19 protein-coding genes are annotated in these 22,446 nt (G+C 61.0%); 16 read left to right on the top strand and 3 right to left on the bottom strand.

Annotation, left to right across the window (positions count from 1 at the left end):
• Positions 1-56: 56 nt before the first annotated feature.
• A complete protein-coding gene (locus ACLD1X_RS14345) occupies positions 57-980 on the bottom strand; it encodes a LysR family transcriptional regulator (RefSeq protein WP_429368623.1) in 924 nt (307 codons plus the stop codon).
• Positions 981-1,155: 175 nt separating this feature from the next.
• On the opposite strand from ACLD1X_RS14345, the gene ACLD1X_RS14340 reads away from it, so the two are divergent.
• The 15 genes from ACLD1X_RS14340 to ACLD1X_RS14270 all read left to right on the top strand — a co-directional run bounded on the left by ACLD1X_RS14340 (position 1,156) and on the right by ACLD1X_RS14270 (position 17,168).
• Positions 1,156-2,295: an iron-containing alcohol dehydrogenase gene (locus ACLD1X_RS14340; RefSeq protein ID WP_429368621.1), complete on the top strand. Its 1,140-nt coding sequence runs from the start codon at positions 1,156-1,158 to the stop codon at positions 2,293-2,295.
• Between the two features lie 73 nt (positions 2,296-2,368).
• Complete coding sequence (locus ACLD1X_RS14335) at positions 2,369-3,148, top strand: enoyl-CoA hydratase-related protein (RefSeq protein ID WP_429368619.1); 780 nt, start codon at positions 2,369-2,371, stop codon at positions 3,146-3,148.
• A 1-nt stretch (position 3,149) separates the two neighbouring features.
• A complete protein-coding gene (locus tag ACLD1X_RS14330; protein ID WP_429368617.1) occupies positions 3,150-4,358 on the top strand; it encodes a CaiB/BaiF CoA transferase family protein in 1,209 nt (402 codons plus the stop codon).
• 170 nt (positions 4,359-4,528) lie between these two features.
• The gene (locus ACLD1X_RS14325; protein WP_429368615.1) at positions 4,529-5,572 is read left to right on the top strand and encodes a TRAP transporter substrate-binding protein; all 1,044 of its coding nucleotides are present in this window, start codon (positions 4,529-4,531) and stop codon (positions 5,570-5,572) included.
• Between the two features lie 15 nt (positions 5,573-5,587).
• On the top strand, positions 5,588-7,486 hold the full coding sequence (locus tag ACLD1X_RS14320) for a TRAP transporter large permease subunit (protein ID WP_429368613.1): 1,899 nt from the start codon (positions 5,588-5,590) through the stop codon (positions 7,484-7,486).
• Positions 7,487-7,517: 31 nt separating this feature from the next.
• On the top strand, positions 7,518-7,976 hold the full coding sequence (locus ACLD1X_RS14315) for a thioesterase family protein (RefSeq protein ID WP_429368611.1): 459 nt from the start codon (positions 7,518-7,520) through the stop codon (positions 7,974-7,976).
• A 15-nt stretch (positions 7,977-7,991) separates the two neighbouring features.
• Positions 7,992-8,951 carry an amidohydrolase family protein gene (locus tag ACLD1X_RS14310; RefSeq protein ID WP_429368609.1) on the top strand — a complete coding sequence of 320 codons (960 nt, stop codon included), beginning with the start codon at positions 7,992-7,994 and terminating at the stop codon, positions 8,949-8,951.
• Complete coding sequence (locus ACLD1X_RS14305) at positions 8,944-9,903, top strand: amidohydrolase family protein (protein ID WP_429368607.1); 960 nt, start codon at positions 8,944-8,946, stop codon at positions 9,901-9,903. Before ACLD1X_RS14310 ends, ACLD1X_RS14305 begins: the two co-directional genes overlap by 8 nt.
• A 31-nt stretch (positions 9,904-9,934) precedes the next feature.
• Positions 9,935-11,512, top strand: a complete 1,578-nt coding sequence (locus tag ACLD1X_RS14300) for an aldehyde dehydrogenase (NADP(+)) (protein WP_429368605.1) — start codon at positions 9,935-9,937, stop codon at positions 11,510-11,512.
• Between the two features lie 118 nt (positions 11,513-11,630).
• Positions 11,631-12,203, top strand: a complete 573-nt coding sequence (locus tag ACLD1X_RS14295; protein ID WP_429368603.1) for a PPC domain-containing DNA-binding protein — start codon at positions 11,631-11,633, stop codon at positions 12,201-12,203.
• 89 nt (positions 12,204-12,292) lie between these two features.
• A complete protein-coding gene (locus ACLD1X_RS14290) occupies positions 12,293-13,600 on the top strand; it encodes an OprD family porin (protein WP_429368601.1) in 1,308 nt (435 codons plus the stop codon).
• Between the two features lie 566 nt (positions 13,601-14,166).
• Entirely contained in the window at positions 14,167-15,432 is a 1,266-nt protein-coding gene (locus ACLD1X_RS14285) for an MFS transporter (protein ID WP_429368806.1), read from the top strand.
• Positions 15,433-15,472: 40 nt separating this feature from the next.
• Positions 15,473-15,778: a DUF1330 domain-containing protein gene (locus ACLD1X_RS14280; RefSeq protein WP_429368599.1), complete on the top strand. Its 306-nt coding sequence runs from the start codon at positions 15,473-15,475 to the stop codon at positions 15,776-15,778.
• 40 nt (positions 15,779-15,818) lie between these two features.
• On the top strand, positions 15,819-16,607 hold the full coding sequence (locus ACLD1X_RS14275) for an SDR family oxidoreductase (protein WP_429368597.1): 789 nt from the start codon (positions 15,819-15,821) through the stop codon (positions 16,605-16,607).
• Positions 16,608-16,709: 102 nt separating this feature from the next.
• Complete coding sequence (locus ACLD1X_RS14270) at positions 16,710-17,168, top strand: metallophosphoesterase family protein (RefSeq protein ID WP_429368804.1); 459 nt, start codon at positions 16,710-16,712, stop codon at positions 17,166-17,168.
• 13 nt (positions 17,169-17,181) lie between these two features.
• Here ACLD1X_RS14270 and ACLD1X_RS14265 read toward each other — a convergent pair whose 3' ends face one another.
• Positions 17,182-17,772: an eCIS core domain-containing protein gene (locus ACLD1X_RS14265; protein ID WP_429368595.1), complete on the bottom strand. Its 591-nt coding sequence runs from the start codon at positions 17,770-17,772 to the stop codon at positions 17,182-17,184.
• On the bottom strand, positions 17,765-20,671 hold the full coding sequence (locus tag ACLD1X_RS14260; RefSeq protein WP_429368592.1) for a sensor domain-containing phosphodiesterase: 2,907 nt from the start codon (positions 20,669-20,671) through the stop codon (positions 17,765-17,767). Before ACLD1X_RS14260 ends, ACLD1X_RS14265 begins: the two co-directional genes overlap by 8 nt.
• A 362-nt stretch (positions 20,672-21,033) precedes the next feature.
• On the opposite strand from ACLD1X_RS14260, the gene ACLD1X_RS14255 reads away from it, so the two are divergent.
• Positions 21,034-22,356, top strand: a complete 1,323-nt coding sequence (locus tag ACLD1X_RS14255) for a DUF1329 domain-containing protein (protein ID WP_429368590.1) — start codon at positions 21,034-21,036, stop codon at positions 22,354-22,356.
• Positions 22,357-22,446: the final 90 nt, after the last annotated feature.

Genomic DNA, 22,446 nt, shown 5'->3' with positions numbered 1-22,446 from the left:
AATTGCACGAATGCGCGGTTCCAAAGCCAGTCAATATCACAAACGTAGCCTTGGGCTCACACCAGGTTCAACAACGCCTCGCGTAGCAGTCTGGCAGCGGGCGAGTCCGGCACGTTTTTGCGCGAAACCAACTCATACGGTTCGCTGCGCGAGGTGATGGGTAGCGGCAGCGTGGTGGTGAAACCGTAGGCGGAGCAGAACTTCGCCACGTCGGTCGAGACCAGCGCGACGAGGGTCGGGTTTTCCTGAAGCAGCGACAAGGTGGCGAACGCCGATGTCGTCTCCAGCAGGTGCACCGGAAAACGCAGGTCGGCCTCGTGAAACTCTCGTTCCAACAGCAAACGCATCGGCATGTTGGCGCGATAGACCACCCAGCGGTAATCCACCAGGTCCTTGAGCGATAACTCCCGGGCATAGGCAAACGGATGCTGGGTGCTGGCGATCACCGCCAGGGTTTCCTCCACGAACGTCGAGCTCTCATACAGATAGGGTGTGGTGCTGATGGTAGTACGACAGATCGCCAGATCCAGGCGCCCCGCGTCAACCTGGCTGAGCAGCGCGGCGCTGGTGTCTTCGACGATCTCGATGGACAACTTCGGGTGATCGGCAATCACCCGGCTGATCGCCGTGGTCAACAGCGGCACGGCGCCCATGATAGTGCCGACCGACACGCGCCCGCCCTCGCCGCTCTTGATGCCGATGATCTCTTCGCGCAGGTGCGCGAGATCGGTCTGGATCAACCGGGCGTAGCGAATGACAGAGCGTCCGGCGTCAGTGGGTTCAAGCCCGCGGTTAGTGCGAGTGAATAGCGAAGTGCCAAAGGTGGTTTCAATTTCCTGCAGCGCTTTGCTGGCACCAGGTTGTGTCAGCGCAACCTGTTTGGCCGCGCCCAGCAAGGAGCCGTGCTCATCAAGGGCTATCAGTAAACGCAGCTGCTTGATGTGCAGGCGGGACATGATCGAGTTCAGTGAGGGCGTCATCAGGGTTAACTTAAAGTTATAGAGGTATCGAAAGTTGTCAGTATCGAGGCTTGCTACGACGGACCTATAGTCCACCCCACAGCCAGGCAATGCAATGGGTTTGGCCAGAGAGCGAAAGTCCGCCTGCCGTAGACCGGTTGCAACAATAACAATCCTGTATAACTTGCGGTGAATCATGTCCCTGATCAATTACGTCACCAAGATCCAGTTCGGCTACGACAGCCTGCAGCACCTGGCCGCCGAAGCCGAGCACGCCGGCATCACCCGGCCGCTGATCGTTACCGACCTCGGCGTACGCAATGCCGGCATCGTCGACAAAGTCATCAAAGCCCTCGGCGCTGAGCGTGCTCCGACGATTTTCGACGCCACCCCACCCAACCCGAACGAACACGCCGTGCGGGAAGCCGTGGCGCAATACCACCTCGGTGAATGCAACGGCATCATCGCCGTTGGCGGTGGCTCCTCCATCGATCTGGCCAAGGGCGTGGCGGTCTGCGCCACTCACGACGGTCCTTTGCAAAGCTTTGCGGTGATCGAAGGCGGACTGAACCGCATCACCCCGGCCACCGCGCCGTTGATTGCGATTCCGACCACGGCCGGCACCGGTAGCGAAGTGGGTCGCGGCGCCATTCTGATCCTCGATGACGGGCGCAAGGTCGGCGTGATCTCGCCGTATGTCGTGCCCCGCGTGGCGATCTGCGATCCGGAATTGACCCTGGGCCTGCCGGCAATGCTCACCGCCGCCACCGGCATGGACGCCATCGCACATTGCATCGAAACCTTCATGGCGCCGGCCTTCAACCCCGCCGCCGACGGCATCGCCCTCGATGGCCTGTGGCGCGCCTGGGAACACATCGAGCGCGCAACGGCCGAGCCCGGCGATCGCGAAGCGCGGATGAACATGATGAGCGCCTCCATGCAGGGCGCCCTCGCCTTTCAAAAAGGCCTGGGCTGTGTGCACAGCCTGTCCCACGCATTGGGCGGGATCAATCCGAAGCTGCACCACGGCACCTTGAACGCGATCTTCCTGCCTGCGGTCGTGCACTTCAACGCCGATGCCCCGACCGTGCGTGACGAGCGAAAACTCGAACGATTGCGCCATGCCATGGGCCTTGACGCCGGCGCCAATATCGGCGCGGCCATCGAAGACATGACCCGGCGCCTGGGCCTGCCGACCCGGCTGAGCGAGATCGGCGTGGACGAGAGCCTGTTCGCCGGCATCGTCGAAGGCGCGCTGCACGATCACAGCCACAAGACCAACCCCCGCGAAGCGTCCTCTGCGGACTACCTGTCGATGCTCGAACAATCGCTGTAAGCAGACGCTATCCAACAACAATAAATCAGGAGGCATCCGCGTATTCGGCCCGGCCGACGCCCGCGGAACAATCATGAAGCCCACCGTCCTTATCGAACGACAAGACGCCATTGCCATCGTCACGCTTAGCCACCCGGGGAAAATGAATGCCCTGACCCTGTCCATGTGGCAGGACCTGGGCGACGTCATGACCGAACTGTCCGCCGACTCCAGCGTGCGCTGCGTGGTGCTGCGCGGAGCTGGCGAACAGGCCTTTGCCGCCGGCGCCGATGTCGGCGAGTTTCCAAGCGTGCGTGCCAACCAGGCACAAGCCCGGGTGTATGCCGAAGTCACTTCGGCGGCGATGCGTGCGATCGCCGACTGTCCGCACCCGGTGATCGCGATGATCCATGGCGTGTGCGTCGGCGGCGGCCTGGAAATCGCCGCGCTCTGTGACCTGCGCATCTGCGGCACCTCCAGCCGCTTCGGCGCGCCGGTCGGCAAGCTCGGGCTGGTCATGTCCTATGACGAAATGGCCGGTCTGGTGGCGCTGGCCGGGCGCTCGACCACCCTGGAAATTCTCCTGGAGGGCCGCATTCTCGACGCCAACGACGCCTACGTGAAAAAACTCGTGACCCGTGTCGTGGCCGATGTCGACGTCGAGTCGGAGACCCTTGCAACGGCTAAGCGCATCACCAACGGTGCGCCGCTTGTCGCTCGCTGGCACCGCCAGGCTGCACGACAACTGGAAGCCGGCGTCGCACCCACCGACGAGCAGATCGACAGCAGTTATTGCTGCTACGACACCCAGGACTTTCAGATCGGCCTGAACGCTTTCATCGCGAAAGCCAAACCACACTTCGAGGGTAAATAACATGGGACCGCTGACAGGCATGCGCGTTGTAGAACTGGCTCACATCATGTCCGGACCGGTGTGCGGCATGATGCTGGCCGACATGGGCGCGGACGTGGTGAAAGTCGAGAAAGTCCCGGATGGCGATGACTCGCGCCGCTTTTCGCCGATCATGGCCAGCGGTGAATCCGCCTCGTTCATGGTGGTCAACCGCAACAAACGCGGGATCGGCCTTAACCTGAAAACCGACGGCGGCCGTGACGTGTTGCGGCGCCTTCTGATGGACGCCGACGTGGTCACGGAAAACTACCGCGCCGGCACCATGGAAAAATTCGGCCTGGGCTATGAAACCCTGAAAATCCTCAATCCGGGCCTGATCTATTGCGCGATCTCCGGCTACGGTCGCAGCGGACCGTTCGGCGAGAAAGGCGGATTCGACCTGATCGCCCAGGGCATGAGCGGCATGATGAGCATGACCGGTGAAGCCGGACGCGAGCCAGTCAAGGCCGGTTCGCCAGTAGCCGATATCAACTCGGGCATCCTCGCCGCCCTCGGTATCTGCGCCGCCTACGCCGCCAAACAGAAAACCGGCCTGGGGCAGATGGTCGATACTTCGCTGTTCGAAGCCGGCCTGCAACAGATGTACTGGCCGGCAGCGGCGTATTTCGCCGATGGCACCATCCTGCCGAAAATGGGCTCAGCCAACTCCACCAGTGCGCCGTATCAGGTGTTCCGCACCGCCGATGGCTGGATCAATATCGGCGCCGCCAACCAGGCCAACTACGAGCGACTGGTCGAGGCGCTGGCCGTCCCGCAACTCAAGGCCGATCCGCGTTTTGCCAGTAACGCGTTGCGCATGGAGCACCGCCTGGCGTTGGTGGAAATTCTCAACGAAGTGCTGGTGGCGCGCACCACCGATCAATGGATGGTGTTGTTCGACAGCCTCGGACTGCCTGCCGGACCTGTCCTCGACATCGCCGCCGCCCTGGCCCACCCGCAAACCAAGGCGCGCGGCATGGTCGTCGAGACTGAACACCCCACTGAAGGCCGAGTGCGCGGCATGGGCCTGCCGATTCACTTCTCCGACATGGACAACGCCGCACCTGCGACCAGCCGCCCTGCGCCACTGCTCGGCGAACACACCCGCGAAGTGCTGAAGGAAAGCGGTTACGCGGAAAACGAAATCGACGAACTGATCCGCAGCCAGGCCGTGGTGGCACTGGCGTCCTGAACCTTTGTAGGAGCGAGCTCGCTCGCGATGGACTGGAGAGCGCCGCGTTTACCCAGGCAAAGCGCGTCATCGTTAACGTCCATCGTCGGAACGCCGCCCGGACCAAGCTCGCTCCTACAGGGATCCGCTGTTTTTTAGAACAACTACAACAAAAACAATAGGTGAACATCATGAGCCGTATCTTGACCGAGTCCGTTAGCCGCCGATCCTTCCTGGTGTCTGCCGGCGTCACCGTGGGTGGTGCTGTCGCCGCCAATCTGCTGCCTTCCGGCGCCTTCGCCGCGACCAAGCCCATTGTGTTGCGCTACACCAGCAGCCTGCCCGACACCCACCCGCTGAACAAGCAAATGAAAGCCGCCTCAGAAGCCATCAAGGTCGAAACCAATGGCGCAGTGGACTTGCAGGTCTACGCCAACGGCGCCATGGGCGGCGACACCGACATGCTGTCCCAGGTGCGTGCCGGGGCGATCGATTTCATTCCGTTGCCCGGCGCGATTCTTTCGACACTGGTGCCGGCCATGTCGATCGAAAGCATGCCGTTCGCTTTCAAGGACTACAACAGTGTCTGGGCCGCGCTGGACGGCAAGCTGGGCGAGCACGTACGCGCCAAGACCGAGAAAGTCGGCCTGATCCCGATGGAAAAAGTCTGGAACAACGGCTTCCGCCAGATCACCAGTTCGACGCGGCCGATCAATACCCCGCAAGACCTCGCCGGCTTCAAGCTGCGCGTCCTGGTCAGCCCGCTGTGGACGTCGATGTTCAGTGCCCTGGGCGCCTCGCCGACCGGCATCAGCATCAACGAAACGTACTCTGCGTTGCAGACCAAGGTCGTCGATGGCCAGGAAAACCCGCTGGTGGTGGTCGAGTCCGCGCGTTTCTATGAGGTGCAGAAATACTGCTCGATGACCGACCACATCTGGGGAGGTTTCTGGATCGTGGCGTCGGGCAAGACCTTTCCCAAGCTTCCCGCCGATGTGCAGGAAATCGTTTCGCGGCAGATCAACGCCGCCGCTCTGGTCCAGCGCCAACAGGTGATCGATCTCAACTCCAGCCTGGAGCCATCCCTGACCGCCCACGGCATAACCTTCAACAAAGTCGACCGTGCTTTGTTCAGGGCTGACCTGCAATCCAAAGGCTTCTACACCCAGTGGAAGGAAAAGTACGGCCCTGAAGCCTGGAGCTTGCTCGAGCAGTACGCGGGTCAACTGTCCTAAGCCGGAGACACAGTCATGAAAAATCAAATTCCAATGACGGATGTCGCACTCGCTGAAGGACTCGGCCCACACCACGCCACGTTTCGCCTGGGACGCGCGCTGGACACCGGCCTGCGCTGGCTGACTGAAGGCAGTGCGGCGCTGCTGGTGGTGATCGAAGTCACGTTGCTGTTCTGCAACGTGTTTTCGCGCTATGTACTCAACCAGCCGATCGTCTGGGGGGATGAACTGGCGTCGCTGCTGTTCCTGTGGCTGGCGATGCTCGGTTCGGTGGTGGCGATGCGTCGCGGCGAGCACATGCGCCTGACCTCGTTCATCGGGCGCTTGCCGGTGGAAAAACGCGCATTCGTCGACACCCTGGGCGCAGTCATCGTCATCACGTTCATCGGACTGCTGTTCACTCCGGCCTGGGAGTACGTCAGCGACGAGTGGATCATCACCACCGCGGCCCTGGAAATCCCCAACGCCTTTCGCGTGTCAGCCATCGCGGTCGGCCTGAGCCTGATGCTGATGACCTGCGTCGCGCGACTGTTGACCAGCGCCCGGCTGATCGACTTCTCGGTGTCAGTGGCGATGCTTGCCTCTCTCGCCGCGCTGTTGTGGGTGGCGCAAGGCACGATGCTGCTGATAGGTAACTGGAACCTGGTGATCTTCTTCATGATCGGCGTGATGGCGATGATCGTCATCGGCGTGCCGATCATGGTCGCGTTCGGCCTGGCAACGGTGGCGTACCTGTCGACCATGACCAGCACACCGCTGACCCTGGTGGTCGGGCGGATGGACGAAGGCATGGCAAGCCTGATCCTGCTGGCCATCCCGCTGTTCGTGTTCCTGGGTGCGCTGATCGAAGCCATGGGCATGGCCCGGGCGATGATTCGCTTCCTGTGCTCGTTGATCGGTCATGTGCGCGGCGGTCTGTCGTATGTGCTGATCGGTGCCATCTACCTGATCTCCGGCATTTCCGGGTCCAAGGCTGCCGATATGGCCGCCATCGCCCCGGCGCTGTTTCCGGAAATGAAGAAACGCGGTGAAGACGAAAACGAACTGGTGGCAATGCTCAACGCCTGCGGGGCGATGTCGGAAACCATTCCGCCAAGCCTGGTGCTGATCACCATCGGTTCGGTAACCGGTGTGTCGATTTCCGCACTGTTCACTGGCGGCTTCATGCCGGCGGTCGTGGGCGCAATTGCCATGGCGGCGGTGGTCTGGTGGAAAAACCGCAAGAAAGACGCTTCTACCGGTCAACGCGCCACGGGCAAGGAAATCGGCCACTCGCTGCTGGTCGCGTTGCCGGCCCTGGCCCTGCCCTTCGTGATCCGCACCGCCGTGGTTGAAGGTGTCGCTACCGCGACCGAAGTCGCCGCCATTGGCGTGGCGTACACCTTCATCGTCGGTCTGCTGTGCTATCGCTGCTTCGATTGGCGCCGCTTGTATCCGATCCTGGTCAGCACCGCGTCGTTGTCCGGCGCGATTCTGATCATCATCGGCAGCGCCACCGCCATGGCATGGGCACTGACCCAGTCAGGCTTCTCCCACCAGCTGGCGCAAGTGATGTCGACGGTGCCGGGCGGCGCACTGGGCTTTCTGATTATCTCCGCGGTGGCGTTCATCCTGCTTGGCAGCTTTTTGGAAGGCATCCCGGCCATCGTCCTGTTTGGACCGCTGCTGTTCCCGATCGCCAAAGCCATGGGCATCAACGACGTGCACTACGCCATGGTCGCGATCTTCGCCATGGGCCTGGGCTTGTTCGCCCCGCCATTTGGCGTGGGGTTCTACGCCGCGTGCGCCATTGCCAAGGTCGACCCCAGCGGTGCCATGCGCAGGGTCTGGCCGTACCTCGGTGCGCTGGTGGTGGCACTGGCGGTGCTGATTGCCGTGCCGTGGGTTTCCATCGGCTTCCTGCCTGCTGCCTGAATTGCCCTTTGACTTGACCAAGAGGTTTTCCATGAATTTCTCCACAATGCATGCAGGCTGCGCCACCGAACGCCGTCTGACCGTCGACAAGGAGCGCACCATCTCGTTTCTCGGCGAAGACTTGCGCATCTACGCCACGCCGCGCCTGGTCGATGACATCGAGCAGACCTGCCTTGATTACCTGCTGACCTTCCTCGATGAAGGCGAGAACACTGTGGGGGCCGCGGTCGATATTCGTCACGTCGGCGCCACGCTGCTGGGGATGTCGGTGAGCATCGTTGCCACGGTGACGCGCATCGAAGGTCGCAGTGTCACCTTCAACGTTGAAGTGCGCGATGACGTTGAGCTGGTGGCTACGGCGGCGCACACCCGCGTAGTGGTGAACGTCGCCAAACTGCGCAGCCGCGTCCTGGCCAAAGCCGAAGCAGCCGCTGCGGGCGATGTCGAAGATAGCGTGCTCGGCCCTTCCCCATTGACTGCGGCACGCTGAACAAGGGACGACGTCATGATCACGCTGCACGAACGCAACGGCTTGCCCAACCTTGCCGCCGAAGACGCGCTGCCGATAGTCGATGCCCACCATCACTTGTGGGACCTGGGCAACGGTCGTTATCCGTGGCTGCAGGACGACTATCACGAGGATTTTTTTCTGGGCGACTATCACAGCCTGTGCCGTGACTTCCTGCCGGACACCTTTCTGGCCCTGACCGAAAAGCAACGGTTGGTCGGCACCGTACATGTCGAAGCCGAGCGCGCACGCGATGAGCAAGTCGCCGAAACCCGGTGGCTGGAACAGGTGAACGCCCGTTATGGCTTCCCGAGCGCCATCGTCGCCCACACCTGGTTCGATCGCGAAGACAGCGCCGAGATTCTCGCCGCCCAGGCTGCGCGGCCACTGGTCAAAGGCATACGTTCGAAACCGCTGACCTCGGCGTCGCCGGACGTGTCGATTGCCGGGGCCAAGGGCACCATGCAGGACCCGAAATGGCTGGAAGGATTTGCGCGACTGGCTGATCACGACCTGTCGTGGGACTTGCGCGTGCCGCCGTGGCACCTGGTCGAGGCGGCCGAGGTGGCGGCGATGTTTCCGCAAATCCGCATTGCGCTCAATCACACCGGCTTCGCCTGGGATCGCAGCCCGCAAGGCATGGGACGCTGGCGCAAAGGCCTGGAAGCACTTGCCTTGCAGCCCAACGTGCACATCAAGTTGTCGGAGTTCGGCCTGAAGGATTCGCCCTGGAACTACGCCGACAACCGGGTGGTGGTACTGACCGCGCTGGAGATTTTCGGCCCCGAACGCTGCATGTTCGCCAGCAATTTTCCGGTGGCCGGGCTGCGCGCTTCCTACGACACGATTGCCAATGGCGTGGCCGACATGCTTGCACCGTTGGGCCGAGCAGTGCAGGAAGCGGTGTTCGCCGGCAACGCTCAACGCTTTTATCGCCTGGAGCATCTGCATGGATGAGCTATCCACCATCGACTGGCGGGCGCGCTTTCTGGCCAGTGGCGACGACTCGGACCTGCCCATCGTCGACGCGCATCAACACTATTTCGACATCGAAGCCCATTACTACCCGTGGCTGAACGATCGCCCGTTGCGACCGTTCCGCTATGGCGATTACTCGTCCATTTGCCGCAACTTTCTGCCGGCCGACTATCGCCGACTCGCCGGCAAGCATCGCGTAGTGCAGACCGTTGTCATAGAAGGTGAATGGGACCCGGCAACCCCTGCGGACGAAGTGACGTTTGTCGAATCACTGGCGCACAGCGAATCCAGTGTGGCGGCGATGGTTGCACAGGCCTGGCTGGACCGTGAAGACGCCTTCGACCTGTTGCGCCTGTACGCAAATCACCCGCTGGTACGCGGCATCCGCCACAAACCGACGGTGACCAGCCGCGAGACCTGGCGTGCAGATTTTGCAGAACCAGGCTCCATGCGTGACCCGCGCTGGCGTGAGGGCTACGCACAACTGGCGAAAAACGGCCTGCACTTCGAGTTGCAGGCGCCGTGGTGGCACCTGCCAGAAGCGGCCGAGCTGGCCCGGGACTTTCCAGACGTGACCATCGTGGTCAATCACACCGCACTGCCGGCTGATCGGTCCGAAGCAGGTTTGGCCGGGTGGCGTACCAACCTGGCGCTGCTGGCGCGGGAGCCGAACGTTGCCTTGAAGATTTCCGGCATCTGCATCCCCGGCAAGGCATGGCCAGTCGAAGCGAACCGGATGGTGGTGAACGAAGCGATTTCGATTGTCGATGTCAGCCGTTGCGCGTTCGCCAGCAATTACCCGGTCGACGGTGTGGTGAACAGCCTCAGCGAAGTCCTCGACGGGTTCAAAGCCATTGTTCGCGACCGCCCCCTCGCTGAACGGCTGGCCCTGTTTCATGACAACGCCCGACGCATCTACCGGCTCACTTGAACCCGTTTGCACCGCTCATCAGGAGTCCAACATGTTTGAAGTTTCAGGCCACAACTACATCGCCGGCACACGTTCGGCAAACGGTACGACCACCCTGCATAGCTACGACGCCAGCACCGGGGAAGCGCTGCCGTACCGCTTTCATCAAGCGACACCGGACGAAGTGAACGCGGCCGCGCAAGCCGCCGCCACGGCTTACCCGACCTTGCGCAACCTTTCTGCTGCACGTCGCGCCGGTTTTCTTGACGCCATTGCCACAGAACTGGAGGCGCTCGATGAAGTGTTCATCAGCCTCGTGTGCCAGGAAACCGCCCTGCCCGCCGCGCGCATCCAGGGTGAGCGGGCCCGCACCAGCGGCCAGATGCGCCTGTTCGCCACGATGTTGCGGCGCGGCGATTTCTACGGCGCGCGCATCGACCGTGCGCTGCCGGACCGGCAACCGCTGCCGCGCCCGGACCTGCGCCAGTATCGCACCGGCCTCGGACCGGTCGCGGTGTTCGGTGCCAGCAACTTCCCGCTGGCCTTTTCTACCGCGGGCGGCGATACCGCCTCCGCCCTTGCCGCCGGTTGCCCTGTAGTGTTCAAAGCGCACAGCGGGCACATGGCGACCGCCGATTACGTCGCCGATGCGATCACTCGCGCCGCGCGAAAAACCGGCATGCCTGAAGGTGTCTTCAGCCTGCTTTACGGCAGTGTCGGTGAAGCACTGGTCAAGCACCCGGCGATTCAGGCGGTCGGCTTCACCGGTTCGTTGCGCGGCGGTCGGGCCTTGTGTGACATGGCAGCAGCACGTCCGCAACCGATCCCGGTGTTCGCCGAGATGAGCAGCATCAACCCGGTGTTGCTGTTGCCCGAAGCGTTGAAGGCACGCGGCGACAAAATCGCCACCGAGCTGAGCGCTTCGGTGGTACTGGGTGCGGGTCAGTTCTGCACCAATCCCGGTTTGGTACTGGGCATTCGCTCGCCGCAATTCACCGCTTTCCTTGAGCGTTTTGCCGGATTGATGAACGAACAACCCGCACACACCATGCTCAACAGCGGTGCCCTGAAAAGCTACTGCCACGGCCTGGACAACCTGCGCGCCCACCCCGGCCTAACGCACCTGGCTGGCGCCGATCAACAGGGTAATCAGGCACAGCCACAAGTGTTCAAGGCCGACGTCAGCCTGTTGATCAACGGAGATGAATTGCTCCAGGAAGAAGTATTCGGCCCGACCACTATCGTCGTCGAAGTCGCCGACCACGCCGAGTTGATGCAGGCCTTGCACGGCCTGCGCGGGCAGTTGACCGCCACCTTGATGATTGAAGACACGGAAGCCGGCAGTGTCAGCGACGTGCTGGCCCTGCTGGAACAGAAAGTCGGGCGCGTATTGTTCAACGGTTACCCCACGGGCGTGGAGGTCTGCGACGCGATGGTCCACGGCGGACCGTACCCGGCGACGTCGGATGCGCGCGGAACGTCGGTCGGCACCCTGGCGATCGATCGCTTCCTGCGCCCCGTGTGCTACCAGAACTGCCCCGACAACCTGCTGCCAGATGCCCTGAAAAACGCCAACCCGCTGGGCATCGCCCGCCTGGTTGACGGCGTCAGCCACCGCGAAGCGCTGTAAGTCACCGGTTTCAACTAACGCCCACTAATAGCAACAACTTCCGTGCCTGTGAACAACAGGCATCGGATTCGCTCGTCCCGAAAACCGCTGCACCCACAATAAAAACAGAGGAAGTCTCATGCACGCTCAACGTCACCCGAAACAACGCTTTTGCAGACTGATGCTGGCCGTAACGGCCGCCGTGATGATCAATACCGCAGGCACTCAACTGGCCGTTGCCGACACCACACCCACCGCGACGCCAGCGCCCATGCAATGTGCCACTGAAGCCACACCCCGCTACACCAAGACCCCCACCGGTTACCTCATGGTGTTGCGCACGGGTGACAACGCGTTCAAGGAACTGACCAAACTGGCGATAGCCGAGAAGATCCCCAGTGCCTCGATCAGCGGGATCGGTTTCGGCAACGTGAAGTTCGGTTTCTGGAACAAGGACAAAAAGGACTTCGACGCCAAGACCTTCAGCAACGTCGAGATGGCCAGCATCACCGGCTCGGTGGCGTGGAAGAACGATCTGCCTTCGATCCACATGCACGGAGTCGCCGGCGACGCCACGTTCCAGGCCTATGGCGGCCACATTCTGGATTTCGAAGTCACCACCGGTTCGATGGAGATCACTGTGATCTTGCACCAGCGTCGTCTGGAACGCGGGATTGACCCGTGCATCGGCGCCAACGTACTGGGTATCTGATTCCAACAGCAGGCTCCCGCCGACAGCGCATCTGTGATGGCGGGAGTCACCCTTCTCAATTCCAACTACAAAAACAAGGGGCGCTTCATATGAGCAACAAGAACACCGTTGTAACCCTGGCTCTGGGTGCCATTGCACTCAGCACCCAGGCACAGGCTGACTTCCTGAGTGACAGCAAGGCCACGCTGGGCATGCGTAATTTCTACTTCAACAATGACAACCGCGACGGCTCGGCCGCCCCCTCGAAAACCGAAGAATGGGCACAGGGATTCATGCTCGACTACAAGTCGGGCTACACCGATGGCGTGGTGGGTTTTGGCATCGATGCGCTGGGTTTGATGGGCGTTACCCTGGACAGCGGCAAAGGACGGCATGTCGGCAGCTCGATGATTCCTTCGGACAGCGACAACAGCGCCGTCGATGAGTGGAGCCGGTTGGGGTTGACCGGCAAGGTCAAGGTCTCGAAATCCGAGCTGCGCCTGGGCACGCTGATGCCGAAGCTGCCGATCCTGGTGGCCAACGACGGACGCCTGCTGCCGCAGACATTCGAGGGTGGGCAAATCACTTCGAGCGAGTTCAAGGATCTGACCCTGACGGGTGGCCGGATTGAACACGCCACGGGGCGGGGTTCAAGCGATCAAACCGGCCTGGCCGCCACAGGCGGTACCCGTGAAAGCAACGCGTTCGACTTCGCAGGCGGCGACTGGAAAATCACCAGGGACCTGACCGTCCAGTATTACTACGCCAACCTGGAAGACTATTACACCCAGCAGTTTTTCGGCCTGATCCACACACTGGCGATCTCGGACAATCAATCCCTGAAAGCCGACCTGCGTTACTTCAAGACCGACTCGTCCGGTAGAAACAGCTCGGGCACCCCGGGCTACAGAATCAGTGGCTACACCCAAGACAGCGATGGCGAGATCGACAACCGAACCTGGAGTGCCGCGCTGATTTACGCCTTGGGCGCCCATGCGATTACGGCGGGTTACCAAAGCGTTTCCAGCGGTAGTAATTTCACTCAGCTCAATCAGGGCAATCTGCCGGACAAAGGCGCCGGTGGGGCCAGTCTTTACCTGTATACCGATCGCCTGATCCAGACCTTCACCCGCGCGGGCGAGCGCACGGCCTTCGGTCAGTATGCGTATGACTTCGCAGCCTTGGGGCTGCCGGGTTTGAAAGCGTCGGTCATGTATCTCAGCGGGGATAACATCAAGACGACATCCGGTGATAACCAGAAAGAATGGGAGCGAGATATCAGCCTGGACTACGTACTCCAGTCCGGTGCGCTCAAAGGGGTTGGATTCAGTTGGCGCAATGGCAAGTCGAACAGCGAAGCGTCCCGCAACCAGGATCAGAATCGATTGATCGTGAGCTATAGCATTCCGTTGTTTTAGCCACTGGGCATCACGATATCGCTCACTTCGAGTACGCGGGCCTGCGGGAGGGGCTCAACCAGGACTGCCTGCCCCCGGACTTGATGAGCGCTCCATCGGGGTGTTGACCCGGCACTCACCTTTGCGACTCCTGCATTGCAGGAGTCCATGCTTGCGCATCAAGGCCGATGCAACCCGCTCGAGCCCACTGACACCTTATTTATTGGACTTGAATATTAGTTATATCGGTATGGATTGTTGTCAATACCGCCCCGTTAGTTAGCATGCATATACTGCGCACACTGCTTCCGAGTCTATCGGCAAAGATTCTCGGGCACCCGTTAATAGTGGGTAAAGCTTATTGTCATACCAACGAGGCAATGTATTTCGCTTATCAACTACATCACTCAGATCTGGTTCGAGCGATTACCAACTGCTACTGGAACAATCGATGTAAGGCACACCTGAGGGACATCGCGCCGGTCGGCGCGACCCACCTGAACAACAATAAAAAGAGTGTTGATATGATCCCTGAATCCGCAACCGAAGTTGCAGGTCTCGAGCGTAGTCGTGCCCGGACCTCGTCCCTGAAGAAGTACCAGAGCATCACCGTGGTTTTGTTGTTGCTGATTGGTATCGTCAACTATCTGGATCGCAGCGCGCTCTCGATAGCCAATACCTCGATCCAGAAAGACATGCTGATCAGCCCGTCGCAGATGGGCATCTTGCTGTCAGCGTTCTCCTTGGCCTACGCGTTCGCCCAGCTGCCGCTGGGCATCATCATCGATCGACTGGGCAGTAAAATCTCTCTCGGCGCCGCCTTGCTGACCTGGTCCGTTGCGCAATCGGTATCCGGGCTGGTGAACAGTTTTGCCGGCTTCATTGGCCTGCGGATCCTGCTGGGGGTGGGTGAGGCGCCGATGTTCCCGTCGGCGGCCAAGGCCTTGTCGGAGTGGTTCGAGGCCGAGAAACGCGGGACGCCGACCGGCATCGTGCTGTCCTCGACATGCATCGGGCCGTGCCTGGCTCCGCCATTGTTGACACTGTTCATGATCAATTTCGGCTGGCGCGGGATGTTCGTCATCACCGGGCTGATCGGCATCGTCCTGGCCACGTGCTGGCTGATGTTCTACAAGAGCAAAAAACAGTACCTGGCCGAGCTGGCCGCCAGCGGTCAACCGTCGCCGGAGGTTGCCCAGGTCGCCGAAAAAAACGCTGAGCCGGCACCGCGCAAGGCACTGCTTGCCGACTGGTTGAGCCTGTTCCAGTACCGCAGCACCTGGGGCGCGGTACTGGGTTTCATGGGCGTCATCTATATGCTCTGGTTGCACCTCACCTGGTTACCGGGTTACTTCGAGCGCGAACATGGCCTGGGCCTGTACAAAACCGCCTGGGTGGTCTCGCTGGCTTACTTGTTCGGGGCCTTTGGCACCATTGCCGCCGGGCGCATTTGCGACCGCATGGTCAAGCGCGGCATGAGCGTGTTGGGCAGCCGCAAGGTGACGGCCATTTCCGGCCTGTTGCTGGCGGCCATGTTCACCCTGCCGTTGTCGTTTGGCAGCGGTCTGACCCTGAGTGTGGTGCTGCTGTGTCTGGCGTTGTTCAGCATCAACCTGGCCAGTTCAACGGCCTGGATGATCGCCAATACCATTGTCTCCACACGGCGGGTCGCCTCCTTTGGCTCGATCCAGAATTTTGGCGGTTACATCGCCGGGTCCATCGCGCCGATCGTCACCGGATTCAGCATTCAGCATTCGGGCTCCTTCGCCACGGCCTTCATGGTCAGCGCGGTGGTCGCAGTGGTCGCGGCACTGGCCTACTGGGTGCTGCTCAAAGGGCCGGTCGGCGACTGACCGTTATCTATTGATCGAACACTATTGAACTGGAGGATTTATGCCCAAGGGTTATTGGATTGGCCGGGTCGACGTCAGTGATCTGCAAGAGTACCAGCGCTACGCCACGGCCAACGCCGTGGCTTACAAAAAGTATGGCGCACGGTTTGTCATTCGCGCCGGGCGATTCGAAACGTTGGAGGGTCAGAGCCGGGCGCGCAACGTGGTCATTGAATTCCCCAGTTATCAGGCTGCCATCGATTGCTGGAACTCCCCGGAATACCAGGACGCGGCGAAGATTCGTCAGCCCATTTCCATCATTGATCTGATCATTGTCGAGGGGTATGACGGGCCGCAACTCGATTGAACCTGGTAGTCGTATCACTTAATCATTCAGAGAGGTCAGCATGAAACTTGGAATCGAAGGGCGTTGGGCACTGGTCTGTGGCGCGAGCAAAGGCCTTGGCAAAGGTTGCGCCAAAGCCTTGGTAGCGGAAGGCGTGAACGTCGTGATTACTGCGCGCAATCCAATGGCACTGGAAGACACAGCCGCTGAACTGCGTCTGCTGAACAACAAGGTCACGGTTAAAACCGTGGTCGGCGACATCACCACCGTCGCCGGGCGCGAAGCGGCATTGGAAGCCTGTCCGGTGCTCGATATTCTGGTGACCAACGCCGGAGGTCCGCCGCCGGGAGACTTCCGCGACTGGACTCGCGAGGACTGGATGGCCGCCCTTGACGGCAACATGCTCACACCTATCGAGCTGATCAAGGCCACTGTCGATAATATGGCTGAACGCGGATTCGGTCGCATTGTGAACATTACCTCGGGCGCGGTAAAAGCGCCGATCGGCATATTGGGGCTGTCCAACGGCGCTCGCAGCGGCTTGACCGGTTTCATTGCCGGATTGGCGCGCCAGCCGCAGCTGGTTTCCAATAACGTCACGATCAACAACTTGCTGCCGGGGCTGTTTGACACCGATCGCCTGCGCGAATCGACTCAGGCCTCTGCCAATGCGGCCGGCCAGGCGCTTGACCAGGCGCTGGAGAAAAAGCGCGGGGCCATCCCTGCCGGCAGGTTCGGTACTGCTGACGAGTTCGGTGCGCTGTGTGCGTTCATGTGCAGCCGCCACGCAGGCTATCTCACCGGGCAGAACCTCTTGCTGGACGGTGGTGCCTATCCGGGGACCTTCTAAGGCGCTACAAAGATCTCTTCGAAGATCTGTAGTCACAACAGACAGCCATCACAAGCCAACCTCATCAACAGGTCCGTCACAATGGCACTCGACCCACCCGCGATGAAAGTCGGCGTCATCTCCGACACCCACGGTCTGCTCCGCCCCGAAGCCATCAGCGCTCTGCAGGGATGTGACTGCATCGTTCACGCGGGTGACATCGGCAGCGCGCAGATCCTCGAACAACTGGCCGCCATCGCACCGGTCCATGCGGTGCGTGGCAACAATGACCTGGACGCGCCCTGGGCACGCGGATTACCCGACTGCCTGCGCCTGGACCTCAACGGCTGGACGGCTTTGCTGGTGCATGACATCGCCGATGTTGCGATCGGTCCGGATGAGCGTATCGACCTGGTGATCACCGGTCATTCGCACAAGCCTTGCATCGACTGGCGCGCCGAGCGGCTGTTCCTCAATCCTGGCAGCGCCGGACGCCGACGCTTCAAATTGCCTGTCACGCTGGCGTTGCTTGAAGTGCGTGCGCAGTCAATCGAACCACGGCTGGTGTCACTGCTCGAATGACGGCATTGCAGCTTCAGTCCGTCTCTTTGCGCAGCGACCGCCTGACCTCAGCCTGTATGGCGTAGGCCGGTGCCTCCACGGCATTGAAATCCTGTGTATAGCGTTGGGCAAATCCCTGCACTCCCCACTCCTGATATTGCTGTACGTGTTTGAGCTCGTGAGCCCAGAGTGCGATGTCCTGTTCGGCGGACTGAGCGTCCCGGAACAGGATGATATCGATCAGCGTCACGGCACCGACGTCGGGGTTTTGCAGCATGGCATTGGCGGCGGTGAGCTGGCCGTTGTCGCTGATTTTGTAGCGTGCGGTATCGAGGACGCCAGGGTCGTACCAGCGCAGCAGTTGCTCGCGGATGTGCGCCGGCATGGGTTGGAGGTCGGCGCTCGCGGCTTCGGCACGGGCCTGGGTCAGCCACAGGGCCAGGGCGGGAGCCGCGAGCTGGTAGACGTCATCAGGCACCAGGTCCGGCAGGCAGATACAGCCGTCCAGGCACACTTGTTTCTCGCCGGCCGGGCAGTCGTTGGGCTGGGCCGGCGCTTCAAGCGTCAGGCAAAGCGCAAGCAACGCCAGCAGGCACGTGGTGATCTGCCTGGAGACATCAGCCATCCTGGCGACCGAGCAGTGAGCTCGCCAACAGCGCTTTGAGCGCCATAGGCCTGGCAAAGTGATAACCCTGGGCCTGCCCTGCCCCCATTTCACGCAGCAGGTCCAGCGTGGCTTGATCCTCGACACCTTCGGCCACCACACTCAGGTCCAGCGATTCGGCCATCCGCACAATTGCCCGGACGATCGCGCGACTGCGGGCACTGGTGGTCAGTTCGAAGATGAACGACTTGTCGATTTTCAATCCGCTGAAACGGTATTGATGCACATAGCTCAGGGATGAAAACCCTGCACCGAAGTCATCGAGCACCACCGACATGCCGTTGTCAGCCAGTTGCTGCATGGTCTGGCGGGCAATCGCCGGCTCGGCGACCAGCGCCCCTTCGGTCAATTCCAGGCAGATACGCGACGGCGAGACCCCATGTTGCGCCAACAGTGCCAGCACCTCACTGGCGAAGTCGGGGCGCGTCATGCTGTAGCTGGAGCAATTGACGTGCACCGCGGGCCAATTGGCGTGTTCGGGCTGCGCGAGGATCGCGGCAATGCTGTTGAGCATGTACAGGTCCAGTCGGCCGATCAGGCGCAAGCCCTCGACATCCGGCAGGAACTCGCCCGGCGCGATCACCCGGCCCCCCGGCTGATGCCAGCGGATCAGCGCTTCGAGGGCCAACAGCTCGCCGGTTTCGACGCTGACGATCGGCTGGAAATACGGCACCAGCTCGTCGGTGCGCTTGAGCGCGTTGCGCAAGGCCCCTTCTCGCTCGACCTGGTCCGAGACTTCACGGCGCACTTCCTGGTTGAACACCGCGTAGCTGTCGCGCCCGGCACTCTTGACCCGGTACATCGCCGCATCGGCATCGCGCAGCAAGTCGGCGGGCTCGTGGTGGAACTGACTGTCGGCACTGACAATACCGATACTGCACGACGAGAAAACTTCATGGCCATTGATGAAAAACGGCAGGTCGAACGCCACCAGGATCCGTTCGGCGATTTCGATCATCACCTCCAGCGGGGCCTCGGGAGCGAGTACCGAAAACTCATCGCCGCCCAGGCGCGCCAGCATGTCGGTGTCACGCAGGCAACCGCGCAGACGCTGGGCCGCCTGCATCAACAGCAGGTCGCCAAAATGATGGCCGAGGCTGTCGTTGACCATCTTGAAACGGTCCAGGTCGATGAACATCACCGCCAGGTGCCCGCCTTCGCTGCCGAACCGTGACCAGGCCAGATTGAGGCGCTGCTGCAGGTAGGTGCGATTCGGTAACCCGGTCAGCGCATCGTGAGCGTTTTCGTGTTGCAACTTGGCATTGGCGTGATCGAGTTCGCGGGTACGGCTCTGCACCCGGGCTTCCAGCTTGAGGTTGGCCGCGTGGATCGCTTCGGCGGCCGTACGCCGCGACAACGCGGTGTCTATGTGGCGCGACACGAACGTCAGCAGTTCCTGGTCGCGCAGGGTATAGCGCTCCTGCGAGGTATAGCTTTGCACCGCCAGCACGCCGCGCACCACATCGTCTTCGAACAACGGGATGCCCAGCCAGGAGTAGGAGCGTACGTTCTCATCGGCAACTTCGATTTCACCTTGCGCAGACAGCCTTTCGGCCTCCGGGGCGTCAATCAGGCAAGGTCGGCGCTGGCGGATCACGTACTCGGTCAAGCCCCGACGCCCTCGCCGTGCCGCCGGGGTGGTCGTCTGGCGTTCATCCACGTAATAGGGAAAGGTGACTTCGCCGGTAGCGTCGTCGAACAGCGCAATGTAGAAGTTCTGCGCGAACAGCAGATCACCGACGATGCCATGCAAGGTTTGAAACAACTCGGCCATGTCACCCGGCTGGCTGGACAGTTCTGCAATCTGGAACAGCGCGCCCTGCAGATGTTCGGCGCGCTCCCGGTCGGCCACTTCCTGCCTCAATGCATCGTTGAGTGCCGACAGTTCGAGGGTGCGACGTATCACCGTTTCTTCAAGGTCCTCCCGGTGCAGAATCCGGTCCAGCGCCATGGCCACGTGACGGGCAACCACCAGGAACAGCGCGCGGTCTTCAGCGCTGTAGATGCGGGAAACGTCGTAGACCTGCATCGCCAGCATGCCAAACACCTCATCCGAGGCATTTTTCAACGGCGCGCCCATCCAGAACTCGGGACGATCGCCCACGCAGTAGAAACGCTTTTCGGCCTGGGCCGCGAGAATGCCGGCGGCGTCGATCAGCAGCGGCTGGCCAGTGGTCAACACCTGCCCGGTCAGCGACAGGCGCGAACGGTCAAGGTACTCGTAGTTTTCCGATTCCAGGGCATCAACGTCGATGATGTCGACGTAATACGGGTAGTCGATCTTGCCCGTGTGCGGGTTATACAGCGCGAGATAGAAATTTTCGGCGTCGATCAGGCTGGCCAGCAGCCGGTGAACACCCACCAGGAACACTGCGCGGTCACGGGTTGAACTGGCCAGATAGGTAATTTCATACAGCACACGTTGAGTGAATTGCGCACGGGCAAGGGTATTGGTCTGGAGCTCAATGCCCAGGCGCCGGGCAAATTCGGTGAACGCAGGCTCCGCAGCCTCATTGACCGGCGCGAGCAGCCAACCCAGCACACTTTCGCCCCTGCCGGTCGGCCAACGGTGCAGGTTCGAAGTCAGGCAAAAGGCGTCAAACGCTTCATTGGCAATGCTTGAAGGCCATTGCACCTGCGGGTCGCCCTGCCCGACCCAATGCATTTGTTCACCGGCACGGTAAAACGCCCAGCGGGTGGTATGGGCCCAGTTGCGCGCTGACTCCAGCAATTGCTCGATCGTGTCGTCATTGCCGGCACACGCCATGCCGACAGTATCCGGGTTCACGGGTGGTTGCTGTGCGGCAACCTTGCAATGGCTCGATTGTCGCGGGGAATCGGTCAATGTACGAAAACTCATCAGCGCTCCCTGAGCCAAAAACTGCCGAAACTCACTTGCTGATAGATAGCAATGTGCCATGAGTTTCCCGTCAATAACTTATAACGGTTTTTTTAATGAAGTTGTTCACTTTAAAGCCAACTTTGAGACGGACGACAAGTTATTCGCTACGGGTTGCCCGGCACAACCGTTTCTGTCCGCCACATGCTCGACAACGTCCGGTTTGTCATGAATAGCCAAGGGACTGTCGCCAAATGAAAAGCGTCCCCGAATCAACGGCTTTTTAATGGAGGCTCTAAAAACCTCTGGCGATCGGGCCGACGGATGTATCCGCGGCGCCCGAGTCACGAGTTGCCTGGTACGCCAGGCAGGAGAATAACAATATGAAATTCGTGAAAAGTCTTCTGGCTGCCGTGCCCTTCATGGCACTGGCCATTGATGCTCAAGCCTATGTATCGGGTCATGACGCCGAGCGCCTGGGCACCAGCCTGACGTGGGTAGGTGCCGAAAAGGCCGGCAATGGCGATGGCTCCATTCCGCCCTACAACGGTGGCCTGACCACGGCCCCCTCCAGTTTCAAGACCGGCGACAGCATGCGTCCTGACCCCTTTGCGGGCGAAAAACCGCTGCTGGTGATCAACGGCAAGAACGTCGATGCATACAAAGGCCTGCTGACCGCCACTACCGTGGCGTTGGCCAGGCGCTACCCCGGTTTTCGCATCGACGTGTACCCGACCCACCGCACCGCATCGCTACCACAGGCGATACTGGACAATAGCCGCAAAAATGCCACCAACGCTAAGTCCCTGAACGGCGGGACCGCCATCGACAATGTGATGCCGGGGGTGCCCTTCCCGATCCCGCAATCAGGCGCCGAAGCGATGTGGAACTTCCTGCTGCGCTACCAGGGCGTCAACATCCATTCCAAGTACGACTCCTGGAGCGTTGACACGGCGGGTGTACCGAGCCTGGCGGTCACCGGCGAAGCATACGTGTCCTTCCCGATCTACGAGAACCTGTCGAAGCCGTTCAGCAGCTCGGACATCTACTATCAGTTGAAACTGTCCTACACCGGACCTGCGCGCCGGGCCGGCGAGTCGATCATGCTCAAGAACGCCACCAATGCCACAGAGTTTCCTGGCCGCGCCTGGCAGTACATGCCTGCCCAGCGCCGGGTCAAACAGATTTCGATCCTGGCCTACGACACACCCAACCCCGGCACCGCCCGTGCGCTCGAGTTGTATGACTGGACGCTGGTCGGCAAGCAGGAAATGATCGTGCCGTACAACACCTACAAACTCACTTACGCGCGCGATGCCAAATCGCTGACCACCCCCAATTTCGTTTCCCCGGATTTCGTCCGCTGGGAAAAACACCGGGTCTATGTCGTGGAGGGCAATCTCAAGCCCGGCGCCACGCACATCTACCAGAAGCGCCGCTTTTACCTGGATGAAGATACCTGGGCCGCGGTGGCCTCCGACCAGTACGACACCAGTGGCCAACTGTATCGTGGCTCCTTCGCGTTCTTCAGCCAGAGCTACGACCAGCAAGTCCCGGATGCCACCCCGTTCATGACCTACGACCTGTCCAAAGGCACCTACAACATCAATGGCGTGGTCGGCCCGCATGGCGGCATCCGCTACATCGAGCCGCTGTCGACGGCGCAGTGGGTACCCGAGTCGATGGCGGGTACCGGTATTCGCTAGGTCGGCGGTGATGCAGCGCAGCGATGATGCATGACCGATAAATGACAAAGCCCCCGGTTCGAAAGAACCAGGGCTTGAATTGTCGAGTGG

It is taken from the genome of Pseudomonas sp. 18173 (genome assembly GCF_050432945.1).
Classification (GTDB): domain Bacteria; phylum Pseudomonadota; class Gammaproteobacteria; order Pseudomonadales; family Pseudomonadaceae; genus Aquipseudomonas.
The sequence above is the reverse complement of the archived record's forward strand: the minus strand, read 5'-3'. Positions and strand labels throughout refer to the sequence as shown.

Bases quoted from the DNA above. Each gene is read 5' to 3' on its own strand.
- ACLD1X_RS14335 (WP_429368619.1), top strand. From the start codon at position 2,369: ATGAAGCCCACCGTCCTTATCGAACGACAAGACGCCATTGCCATCGTC.
- ACLD1X_RS14265 (WP_429368595.1), bottom strand. From the start codon at position 17,772: ATGGCTGATGTCTCCAGGCAGATCACCACGTGCCTGCTGGCGTTGCTT.
- ACLD1X_RS14315 (WP_429368611.1), top strand. From the start codon at position 7,518: ATGAATTTCTCCACAATGCATGCAGGCTGCGCCACCGAACGCCGTCTG.
- ACLD1X_RS14290 (WP_429368601.1), top strand. From the start codon at position 12,293: ATGAGCAACAAGAACACCGTTGTAACCCTGGCTCTGGGTGCCATTGCA.
- ACLD1X_RS14295 (WP_429368603.1), top strand. From the start codon at position 11,631: ATGCACGCTCAACGTCACCCGAAACAACGCTTTTGCAGACTGATGCTG.
- ACLD1X_RS14300 (WP_429368605.1), top strand. From the start codon at position 9,935: ATGTTTGAAGTTTCAGGCCACAACTACATCGCCGGCACACGTTCGGCA.
- ACLD1X_RS14320 (WP_429368613.1), top strand. From the start codon at position 5,588: ATGAAAAATCAAATTCCAATGACGGATGTCGCACTCGCTGAAGGACTC.
- ACLD1X_RS14310 (WP_429368609.1), top strand. From the start codon at position 7,992: ATGATCACGCTGCACGAACGCAACGGCTTGCCCAACCTTGCCGCCGAA.
- ACLD1X_RS14255 (WP_429368590.1), top strand. From the start codon at position 21,034: ATGAAATTCGTGAAAAGTCTTCTGGCTGCCGTGCCCTTCATGGCACTG.
- ACLD1X_RS14325 (WP_429368615.1), top strand. From the start codon at position 4,529: ATGAGCCGTATCTTGACCGAGTCCGTTAGCCGCCGATCCTTCCTGGTG.
- ACLD1X_RS14275 (WP_429368597.1), top strand. From the start codon at position 15,819: ATGAAACTTGGAATCGAAGGGCGTTGGGCACTGGTCTGTGGCGCGAGC.
- ACLD1X_RS14305 (WP_429368607.1), top strand. From the start codon at position 8,944: ATGGATGAGCTATCCACCATCGACTGGCGGGCGCGCTTTCTGGCCAGT.
- ACLD1X_RS14260 (WP_429368592.1), bottom strand. From the start codon at position 20,671: ATGAGTTTTCGTACATTGACCGATTCCCCGCGACAATCGAGCCATTGC.
- ACLD1X_RS14340 (WP_429368621.1), top strand. From the start codon at position 1,156: ATGTCCCTGATCAATTACGTCACCAAGATCCAGTTCGGCTACGACAGC.
- ACLD1X_RS14270 (WP_429368804.1), top strand. From the start codon at position 16,710: ATGAAAGTCGGCGTCATCTCCGACACCCACGGTCTGCTCCGCCCCGAA.
- ACLD1X_RS14280 (WP_429368599.1), top strand. From the start codon at position 15,473: ATGCCCAAGGGTTATTGGATTGGCCGGGTCGACGTCAGTGATCTGCAA.
- ACLD1X_RS14345 (WP_429368623.1), bottom strand. From the start codon at position 980: ATGACGCCCTCACTGAACTCGATCATGTCCCGCCTGCACATCAAGCAG.
- ACLD1X_RS14330 (WP_429368617.1), top strand. From the start codon at position 3,150: ATGGGACCGCTGACAGGCATGCGCGTTGTAGAACTGGCTCACATCATG.